Genomic DNA, 9,292 nt, shown 5'->3' with positions numbered 1-9,292 from the left:
TCCCCCCCCCCCCCCCCTCCCCCCCCCCCCCCCCCCCCCCCCCCCCCCCCCCCCCCCCCCCCCCCCCCCCCCCTTCCCCTCGGCCCCCCCCCCCCCCCCCCCACGGCCACGGACCCGAGGGTCAGTTGTCGGAGCCGACCGTGTTGTCGTGGCCGGCGTTGAACACGTCGTCCTTCGCGAACTGGAGCCAGTCGCCGAAGACGACCGTGTACGAGCCCTCCGGCTCTACTTCGACGTTCACGTCGGCACTCGCGACGCCGGCGGCGCCGAGGACGAAGACACCCGTGGCGAGGGCGGTCAGCAGGGAACGCATGGCGGGACCTCTCGGTGGTACGGCGGAGCACCCCGCAGAACGGCGGGACGCTCCGCCAGCCAACACCGGCCGCCGCCCGCCGTCCCCGCACCGGGCCGGTGCGGCCCCGCGCCTCAGCCGATCGGCGGCGAGGCGGACCGGTTCGGCCGGTGCCGACCGCCGCGCGGCGGTCACCCCTCCGGCGGAACCCCGCGTGCCGGCGGCGCCGGATGACAGGGGCACCCGCACACGAGGGGGACGACCCCCTCCACGCCGCTGTCCCGGCGCACATGGTCCCGGCAGCGGTCGCGGTGGGCCGACGACGCAGCGCGGCGAGGTGAACTCCGGCGGCTCGGGCACGGCGCCGAGCCCGTGGCCCAGCAGCGACAGACTCACCGCGTCGGCGATCTCCGGCGTCACCCACCAGCCGTCACCGGCCCGATCGCGGTGGTGCCCGTCGTGCCCCACGGCGAGCACGCAGACCGAACCGCCCCACACCGGCCGCACCACCTCGGCCACGGCGAACACGGACCTCCGCGCCCCGCAGCGGCTCATCGGGCCCTCCCGGCGTGGATGTTCCGCTGGTCGACGTCGACCCCGACCGTCGCCAGCCACAGCGCCCGCCGCCGCCGTCGCTGCTCGTCCCGCGCCGAGGCCGCCGCGAGGTAGGGCCGCTCCAGGGGCGACCGGGCACCGTCGAGGAGCATCGCCTGCTCCCGGGCGTAGGGGGACCGCCGGGCCGGGACGCGGTGGCGGGGCCCGGGGGCCGCGGCGCGGCGGGGCCGGGGCGAGCGGTGGGCGACCGGCCGGGGCCGGTGCCGGCCGGTGGGCGGCAGGGTGAGCATCAGCAGCCAGAGAAGGAGCGGGATCCAGGCCCGCCCCAGGACCCGCGCGATAGGGTTCCGCACGTCATCAACTCCGTTGGTAGTTGGTGGCCATGCCCCGGGAGGTCTAGCCACCTCGCCGGGGTCTTCGTGTCTGACGACCCTATGAGGCATGTATAGCTCTGCATAGCTCAACACTGGTTAGCACAGGTCTTCGATGCCTACGTTGGTCGTGTGAACGACCACGGCGAGATCCCCGAGTTCAACCCGCAGGGCCCCCAGCTGCTTTACGTCGCGGTGGCCGACCACATCGCGGCTCGCATCTCGGCGGGAGAGCTGCCCCGGGGTGCTCGCCTGCCCGCCGAGCGCGACCTGGCCGAGGAGTACGGGGTCGCCTACCTCACGGTCCGCCGCGCCGCTCGGGTCCTGCGCGAACGCGGTCTCATCCTGACCGTTCACGGCAAGGGGACCTTCGTCGCCGATCCGCTGCCGACGGACGAGGGCCACCAGCAGGTGTGACGACCCGGGCCCGCCGGGGAAGGCTCCCCGCATGGACCAGGAACAAGCCCACCGGTGGCTCGCCACCGCCCTCGCCGAGGCCCGGGCGGGCGGGGACGAGGGCGGGATCCCGATCGGGGCTGCGCTGTACGGCGCGGACGGGACGCTGCTCGGGCGCGGGCACAACCGCCGCGTACAGGACGGGGACCCGTCGGCGCACGCGGAGACCGCCGCCTTCCGGGCCGCCGGCCGGCAGCGCTCGTACCGGGGCACGACGATGGTGACGACCCTCTCGCCCTGCTGGTACTGCTCCGGCCTGGTGCGGCAGTTCGGGATCTCGCGGGTGGTGGTCGGGGAGGCGGAGACCTTCCACGGCGGGCACGACTGGCTGGCGGAGCACGGAGTCGAGGTCCTGGTGCTCGACGATCCCGCATGCACCGCGCTGATGCGGCGGTTCGTCGCCGAGCAGCCGGCGCTGTGGAACGAGGACATCGGCGACGAGTGAGCCGGCCCCGCCGGGGGACGCCCTCGCCACGGAGCGGCGACGTCCCGGCGACAACCCGGCAACAGAGTGGAAAGCCGTGGCGAAAGCCCGAGGCTTTCCCAACACCCCGTCGATATCCTTGAGTTGACTGTGACGGGGGTGACGGGGCATGGACAGGGAACTGTACGGCCGCGAGGCGGTCCTGGACGACGGCGGGCTCGTGGCACGGCTCTGCGGGGTCACCCGGTACGGGGCGGCCCGGGTGGCGTACGAGCACGGGGACGACCCGCCGGTCGCGGTCTTCACCGGCGGGCGCGGCATGGGGAAGACCGCCCTGCTCAAGGAGGTCCGCAACCGCTACAAGGGGTACACGCCGCTGGCCCTGCTCGACTGCGCCCACGTCGAGCCGCCCGCCGACCACGGCCCCGGCTGGACCCCGGTCACCGGGGCGCTCGCCGAACTCGCCGTCCAGATGTCCCCCAAGGTGCTCGGCGCCCGCCCCGTGCGCTTCCCCCGGCTCTCCCTCGGCCTGGTCGCCGTGGCCTCCCTCGGCTGGTCCCGCGAGGACGACGAGCGCGCCCGCCGCGATCTCCAGCGGCTCGGGCCGCTGCTCGCGACCGTCGACGCGACCCGGGGCGCCGCCACGAACTGGGTCGGCAAGGTCCTCGCCAAACTGGCGGCGACCTTCGCCGAGGCCACCGTCCCGCTCGCCGGACTCCTCGCCGAGGCGACCGTGGAGACCGTCCTGGAGGAGGTCTTCGGCCGCCTCCAGCGCGCCTCCGAGAGCTGGTACGGCAGCTACCGCAACGCCGGCGGCCGCGGCAAGGCCGGACTCCAGCAGCTCGCGATCGACTTCGAGCAGGGCGGCCGGCGGCGGCGCGAGGCCGAGGACTTCCTCGTCGGCGCCCTCACCGAGGACCTGGTCCACGCCTACACCGGGCTCCGGCGCGGCAGCCGCCTCGGCCGGCCCCTGCTCCTCCTCGACAACGCCCACGAACCGCTCGGCCGTCAGCTGGTCGAACCGATCCTGCGCGCCCGCTCCGCCGAGGGCCGCCGCGACCGGGTCGTCGTCCTCGCCACCTCCCGCGTCCACGACCACGAGGGGCTGCGGCAGGCCACCAGGACCCGGCTGCCGGAGACCGCCCACCGGGCGCCCTGCCCGCGCGGCGCGAGCGTCGGCTCCGGCATCCTCGCCGTCGCCCTCACCCCGCTCTCCCCCGCCCAGACCCGCACCGCCTTCGACCGCCACGACCCGGCCGGCCGCGCCCCCGCCGAACTCGCCCGCGCCGTGCACCGGCTGACCGGCGGCCGCCCGCTCGGCGTGGCCCTCCTGGGCCGGGCCGCCGGCGAGGCGCCCGCCGCCGTCCGCGCCCGCCTCACCCCGGGCGCCCTGCTCGATCTGACGGTGGAGCTCCGCGAGGACACCCCGCCGGTGCCCGTCGCCCCCGCCCTCCTCGCCGAACTGCTCCCGGTGCGCCGGCCCGGGCCGTACGCGGTGCTCGCCGCCGCCCACGACGAGGAGTCCGCCCGGATGCTGGCCCGCACCCGGCTCCAGGGCGAGTCCCTCGACGGGGACGTGGCGCTGCGCGTCCGCGACGCGCTCCGCTCCGAGGACTGGCCCGAGGGCCCCGGCCACTTCGTCGCCGACCCCCTGCTGCGCGCCCTGCTCCTGCACCGGCTCCGCTTCGAGGACGGCGACCACCCGCACTACGCCGCCTGGCACGCCGTCCACGAGACCCTGCACCGGCACTACGGGCCCGAGCCCGGCCCGTACCGCCTCCACCACGACCTGGCGCTCGGCCGCACCGAGGAGGCCGTCGGCCACCTGCGGGCCGGCTTCCCCGGGCAGGACGTCCTCGGCTGGCTCGGGCGGCTGCGATTCATCGCCGCCGCCCCCTACCCGCGCGAGCGGGACCGGCCGGGCCCCGACCCGCGCCGGGCCGTCGCGCTCGGCCAGGACCCGGTCGACGGCCTGCCGACCGGCCTCGACGCCGACGCCGCCGAACTCCACCTCTCCGTACGGCGGCTGCTGCACGCCGTATGGCTGCTCACCGATCCGCTCGCGCTGCCCGACGACGAGGTGGCCGACCGGCTGGCGCACGAACTGCGCCGGCTCTCCGGCCGTCACCTGACGGGCAGCGGTTCGCTCTGGGACGCGGCCACCCACTGGCCGCGCGACATCCTTGCCCGGCGGGAGCCCTCGCTCCCGCCGGGCCGCGAGGACGGAGTCTGACGCCATGCCCGACCGTCTGACCGACCGGCTGCGCCGCCGCGTCCGCACACCCCGCCAGAGGCTCGTCGCCTCCGTCGTCACCGCCGCCGTCGTCCTCGGCCTCGGCGGCTACGGCATCGTGCGCCTCACCGCCCCGGAGGACCGTTCCTGCGCACCGGGCGTCGACCGGCCGGCCGGCAGCGCCGAGTGCGTCGGCGTCAACGGCGACGGCCACGACTTCGGCATCGCCGAACTCACCGACGCGGCCCGGGCCATCGGCCGGGAGAACGCCGGGCTCACGGCCGGCGAGTACGTGACCGTGGCCGTGCTCCTGCCCCTGACCTCCACCGACGCCGGCATGCGGGCCAAGGTCGTGCACGAGGTGCAGGGCGCGTACGCCTACCAGCTCCGGGCCAACCAGCGGTCCAACGGCCAGCGGCCCACGATCCGGCTCGTCCTCGCCAACACCGGTCGGGGCAACGCCTACTGGCGCACCACCGTCGACCGGCTCGTCGCGATGGCCGACGGCCCCGAGCGGCTGCGGGCCGTCTCCGGCATCGCGACCTCCTCCACCGAGATGCGCGAGGCGGTCACCGCCCTGACCAGGGCCAGGGTCGCCGTCGTGGGCACGACCATCACCGCCGACGACATCGCCAACGGCCCGGGCCGCAAGCCCTTCCCCGGACTCGCCCGCGTCTCCCCCACCAACGGCGACGAGGCCCGGGCGCTGGCGAACTTCGGCCGCGTCGACGCCGCCAAGGCGCTCCTCGTCCAGGACACCCGCGGCGGCGACCACTACGTCGACACCCTGAAGGCCGCCTTCGCCGCGTCCCTGAAGAAGGCGCCCCTGGAGCCGCAGGAGTTCACCTCCTCCGCCGACCCCACCCAGGAGGGCACCACCGCCAACACCTTCCGTAACATCACCCATCTGATCTGCGACACCCGCACCGAGACCGTCTTCTTCGCCGGGCGCCACACCCAGCTGCGCCAGTTCATCAACGCGCTCGGCGACCGCGGCTGCGTCGACCGCGCCTTCACCGTCCTGACCGGCGACGAGGGCTCGTACCTGGGCGCCGACAAGAAGCTCGACCGGAACGCCCTGAAGACGCGGCTGACCGTGCGGTACGCGGCCCTCGCCCACCCGGACGCCTGGCAGCCCGCGCCGGGCCGCAGGCTACCCGCGACCGGCGGCTCCCCGCGGGCGTACGCGGACTTCGTGGCGGACATCGCCCGGGCGGCCCCGAAGGAGCGGCCGGTGGCGCTCGCGGACGGCCAGGCGATCATCGCCTACGACGCGATGGCGACGGCGGTCCACGCCATCCGCCAGGCGACCCCGGAGGGCGCGGCCTATCCGGCGAAGGAGGACGTGGGGACCCAGTGGCCGCAGGTCAAGGGCTCGCTGCGGGTGGAGGGCGCGAGCGGCTGGATCTGCCTGGACAACCACGGCAACCCGTACAACAAGGCGGTCCCCATCGTGGAGCTCGCCCAGGACGGCACCCAGCGCTTCGTCCAGACGGCGTGGCCCGAGGGCAGGCCCCCGACGGCGGCGTGCCTGCCGCCGAAGCGGGACTGAGCCCGTCGGGTCACGGCACCCACTTCGGCCAGGGCTCGTCGTCCCGCGCGTACAGCTCGCGCAGGTGGCGCCACCGCTCGGGCGTCCAGTCCCGCCAGTCCGTGGGGCGCCCGTCCAGCGCGGCGGCGAGCCGTTCGAAGTGGTCGTGCCAGCCGGCGAGGCAGTCGAGGCGGTAGGCGCGGGAGCCCTGGAACTCGTTGGTGAAACGCAGCACGGTCGCCCCGTCGCCCCCGGTCCCCGGTTCCAGATGGAACCGGATCCGGCCGTGCGTCGGTTCGACCGTGTACTCGGCGACGCAGTCGGGGTCCCAGGCGGTCACCCGCCCGGAGACCTCGGTGTCGCCGTTCAGCCAGCGGAGCGTGACCTTCCCGCCCAGCCGTGGTTCCAGCGGATCCGCCTCGCAGAGCCATCCCGGCAGGCCCTCGGGCGAGGCGACGGCCGCCCAGACCACCGGCACCGGGTGCGGGAGGTCGATCACGAACCGCACCAGATGGGTGTCGCCGTCCTGCGTCTCGCACCTGCCCCGGGTTATCTCGCTCATGTCTCCAGCGTGGCCCCGGGGCCCGTCACCCGCTAGCGCAGCCGGTCAGACGCCCGCGTAGGAGTGCTTGCTGCTGACGAAGATGTTGACGCCGTAGTAGTTGAAGAGGAAGCAGGCGAAGGCGATGAGCGCGATGTACGCGGCCTTGCGCCCCTTCCACCCGGCCGTCGCGCGCGCGTGCAGGTACGCGGCGTAGCCGACCCAGGTGATGAAGGACCAGACCTCCTTGGCGTCCCAGCCCCAGTAGCGGCCCCACGCGTCGCCGGCCCAGATCGCGCCCGCGATGATCGTGAAGGTCCACAGCGGGAAGACGGCCGCGTTGACCCGGTAGGAGAACTTGTCCAGCGAGGCCGCCGAGGGCAGCCGCTCCATGACCGAGCGGGCGAAGGCGCCCGGGTCGCCGCCGGTCGCGAGCTTGTTCTCGTACGAGTCGCGGAAGAGGTAGAGCAGGGTCCCGACGGCGCCGATGTAGAAGACGGCGCCGCAGAAGATCGCGGTGGAGACGTGGATCCACAGCCAGTACGAGTCCAGCGCCGGGACCAGCTGGTCGCTGGGGGTCTTCAGCCAGGTGGTGGCCATGCCCAGGTCCAGCAGGACGGTCGTCACCAGGGGCAGGCCCATCCAGCGGATGTTCTTCTTCGCGAGGAGGAAGCCGAGGTAGGCGCCGACCGCCACCGTGGAGAAGGTGGTGGAGAACTCGTACATGTTGCCCCAGGGGGCACGCTGCACGGAGAGCGCGCGGGCGACCACGCCCGCGGCCTCGACCGCGAAGGCGAGGACGGTGAGCGAGACGGCGATCCGGCCGTAGAGGTCGCCCTTGACCGTGCCGCCGGCCGCGCCGGGCCCGTCCGGGACGTCCCGGGTGCCGGCCGCGGAGCGGGTGACGACCTTCGGCTTGTCGAGCACGGCGGTGCCGCCGGCCTGCTTGACCTGGACGGTCACGGCCGCGGCGGCGGCCTGCGTCCGCTGCGTCAGGGCCGCGGCGGTCCGGCCGACCTTGCTGCGGCTGCCGAACACCCACTCGGCGATGTGGGCGAAGAACGCGAGGGTGTAGACGGCCATCGAGGAGTAGATGAGCAGGTCGCTCATCCGCGCCAGGCTCTCGTTGGTCGTGGCGGCGAGGATCACTTGTCGGCCTCTCCAGACGGGGCAGGGTCGTCCGCGGGTTCGCCCGCGGACACCGGTACGGCTTCCGGATCGGCCTCCGGATCGGCTTGGGGTGCGGCGTCCGCCGTCGGCGGCGCCTGGGCCGTGAGGGCGACCGCGAGGTCGGCCAGCTCCTCCGGCAGCTTCGCGGACTCGCTGCGGCCGAGCCCGGCCATCTCCACGACGGTGACGCCGTCCTCACCGCGGACGGCGCGGACCCAGACCCGGCGGCGCTGGATGAAGAGCGAACCGGTCAGACCGGCGATCGCGGCGATCGCGCCCGCGAGGGCGAGACCGTTCCCCGGCTGCTGCGAGATCTGGAAGCTCGCCCACTCCTTGATGTCCTTCTCGAAGGTGATCGAGCCGGCCCCGTCGGGGAGCGTCATCGTCTCGCCCGGCAGCATCCGCTGGGCGACCCCGGTCCCCTTGTCGACCTTGAACTGGGTCATCTTGGAGGTGTTCAGCTGGTACACGTTCTGCGGCAGGCCGGAGTTGACGCGCAGGTCGCCGTGGTAGCCGCTGAGCGCGAGCACCGGGAAGTCCAGCGCCGGGAACTGCGAGAACATCGTGCCCTTGCCGGCGCCCGCGAAGGTCGGCACGAACAGCGCCGTGAAGCCGAGCTGCTCCTTCTTGCCGTTCTTGTCGCGGTAGCCGTCCATGACCTTGATCGCGCCGGTCGACGTGATGTTGTTGTCGATGGGCAGCATGGGCACGGCGCCGTGGAAGACGACCTTGCCGCGTCCGTCCTTGACGGTGACGACCGGCGCGTAGCCGTGGGCGATCAGGTAGACCTTGGAGTCGCCGACCTCGAGCGGCTCGTTGACCCGGATGACCGCCTTCTTCTCCGCGCCGCCCCGCGAGTAGCTGACGTCCGCCTCGAAGGTGCGCGGGGTGCCGCGCTGCGGGCCGCCCTTCTCGTACGTGCCGGTGAAGGAGTTCAGGGTGAAGCCGAACGGCTCCAGTTCGTCGGTGCCGAACTGCGAGCCGGACTTGAAGTCGTCGTACTGGGTGAGCGTGTTGGAGAACCCGTCGCCCTCGACGATCAGCTTGCCGCCCTCGGACTTGAAGAGCTGGCCCCACGCGAAGGCGACGAGCATCACGATGAGGGCCACGTGGAAGGCCAGGTTCCCGGCCTCGCGCAGATAGCCCTTCTCGGCGGCGACGGCGTCGTCCGCCCGGTGGGCGCGGAACCGGCGTCCCTTCAGGACGGCGAGCGCCGCCTCGCGGACCTGCTCGGGCTCGGCCTCGGTGCGCCAGGTGGTGTACGCGGGCAGCCGGGTCAGGCGCCGCGGGGCGCCCGGCGGACGGCTGCGGAGCTGGCCGACGAACTGCCAGGTCCGCGGCACGATGCAGCCGATGAGGGAGACGAACAGCAGGATGTAGATCGCGGAGAACCACACCGAGCTGTAGACGTCGAAGAACTGGAGCTTCTCGTAGAGCGGCGTGAGGGTGGGGTGGGCCGCCTTGAACGTCTGCACCTTGAGCTCGTCCGCGCTGGTCTGCGGGACGAGGGAGCCGGGGACGGCGCCCAGGGAGAGCATGAAGAGGAGGATCAGCGCGACCCGCATCGAGGTCAGCTGACGCCAGAACCAGCGGACCCAGCCGACGACGCCGAGGACGGGGCCGCCGACGGCGGTGTCCTCCCGGGGGGCGGTCGACAGCTGCGCTCCGGCCGCCTCCTCCGCGGTGCGTCCGGTCTCGCTCGTATCGGTCTTGCTCATG

The 9,292-nt window shown here is 74.0% G+C and carries 9 protein-coding genes; 4 read left to right on the top strand and 5 right to left on the bottom strand.

Translation table 11 applies throughout. The features are described 5' to 3' along the window. Positions 1–121: 121 nt before the first annotated feature. Both ACZ60W_RS29870 and ACZ60W_RS29865 read right to left on the bottom strand, forming a co-directional pair. Positions 122–313: a hypothetical protein gene (locus ACZ60W_RS29870; RefSeq protein WP_393640985.1), complete on the bottom strand. Its 192-nt coding sequence runs from the start codon at positions 311–313 to the stop codon at positions 122–124. A gap of 530 nt (positions 314–843) precedes the next feature. Then, the gene (locus ACZ60W_RS29865; RefSeq protein ID WP_469758501.1) at positions 844–1,200 is read right to left on the bottom strand and encodes a hypothetical protein; all 357 of its coding nucleotides are present in this window, start codon (positions 1,198–1,200) and stop codon (positions 844–846) included. Between the two features lie 150 nt (positions 1,201–1,350). On the opposite strand from ACZ60W_RS29865, the gene ACZ60W_RS29860 reads away from it, so the two are divergent. From ACZ60W_RS29860 to ACZ60W_RS29845, 4 genes are all read left to right on the top strand, one after another. After that, positions 1,351–1,635: a GntR family transcriptional regulator gene (locus tag ACZ60W_RS29860; protein WP_469758500.1), complete on the top strand. Its 285-nt coding sequence runs from the start codon at positions 1,351–1,353 to the stop codon at positions 1,633–1,635. 31 nt (positions 1,636–1,666) lie between these two features. Continuing rightward, positions 1,667–2,119, top strand: coding sequence for a nucleoside deaminase (locus ACZ60W_RS29855; RefSeq protein WP_469758499.1), 453 nt, complete (start codon positions 1,667–1,669; stop codon positions 2,117–2,119). 148 nt (positions 2,120–2,267) lie between these two features. Further along, entirely contained in the window at positions 2,268–4,331 is a 2,064-nt protein-coding gene (locus ACZ60W_RS29850; protein ID WP_469758498.1) for a hypothetical protein, read from the top strand. Positions 4,332–4,335: 4 nt separating this feature from the next. After that, entirely contained in the window at positions 4,336–5,883 is a 1,548-nt protein-coding gene (locus tag ACZ60W_RS29845; protein WP_469758497.1) for an ABC transporter substrate-binding protein, read from the top strand. 10 nt (positions 5,884–5,893) lie between these two features. On the opposite strand, the gene ACZ60W_RS29840 is transcribed toward ACZ60W_RS29845, so the two are convergent. Genes ACZ60W_RS29840 through resB form a run of 3 tightly spaced genes read right to left on the bottom strand, consistent with a single transcriptional unit; the run spans position 5,894 to position 9,291 of the window. Next, positions 5,894–6,424 (bottom strand): SRPBCC domain-containing protein, encoded by a 531-nt coding sequence (locus ACZ60W_RS29840; RefSeq protein ID WP_469758496.1) that lies wholly within the window; start codon positions 6,422–6,424, stop codon positions 5,894–5,896. A 45-nt stretch (positions 6,425–6,469) separates the two neighbouring features. Then, positions 6,470–7,552 carry a c-type cytochrome biogenesis protein CcsB gene (ccsB, locus tag ACZ60W_RS29835; RefSeq protein WP_469758495.1) on the bottom strand — a complete coding sequence of 361 codons (1,083 nt, stop codon included), beginning with the start codon at positions 7,550–7,552 and terminating at the stop codon, positions 6,470–6,472. Then, positions 7,549–9,291, bottom strand: a complete 1,743-nt coding sequence (gene resB, locus ACZ60W_RS29830) for a cytochrome c biogenesis protein ResB (protein WP_469758494.1) — start codon at positions 9,289–9,291, stop codon at positions 7,549–7,551. The genes ccsB and resB overlap by 4 nt, the downstream gene beginning before the upstream one ends. Position 9,292: the final 1 nt, after the last annotated feature.

The organism is Streptomyces sp. NPDC104202 (assembly GCF_055584185.1).
This window is presented reverse-complemented; position numbering and strand designations above follow the sequence as displayed.

What these genes read in the sequence shown, in the direction of transcription:
- ACZ60W_RS29870 (WP_393640985.1), bottom strand. Translation starts at nt 313, where the DNA reads ATGCGTTCCCTGCTGACCGCCCTCGCCACGGGTGTCTTCGTCCTCGGC.
- ACZ60W_RS29855 (WP_469758499.1), top strand. Translation starts at nt 1,667, where the DNA reads ATGGACCAGGAACAAGCCCACCGGTGGCTCGCCACCGCCCTCGCCGAG.
- ACZ60W_RS29850 (WP_469758498.1), top strand. Translation starts at nt 2,268, where the DNA reads ATGGACAGGGAACTGTACGGCCGCGAGGCGGTCCTGGACGACGGCGGG.
- ACZ60W_RS29845 (WP_469758497.1), top strand. Translation starts at nt 4,336, where the DNA reads ATGCCCGACCGTCTGACCGACCGGCTGCGCCGCCGCGTCCGCACACCC.
- ACZ60W_RS29840 (WP_469758496.1), bottom strand. Translation starts at nt 6,424, where the DNA reads ATGAGCGAGATAACCCGGGGCAGGTGCGAGACGCAGGACGGCGACACC.
- resB (WP_469758494.1), bottom strand. Translation starts at nt 9,291, where the DNA reads ATGAGCAAGACCGATACGAGCGAGACCGGACGCACCGCGGAGGAGGCG.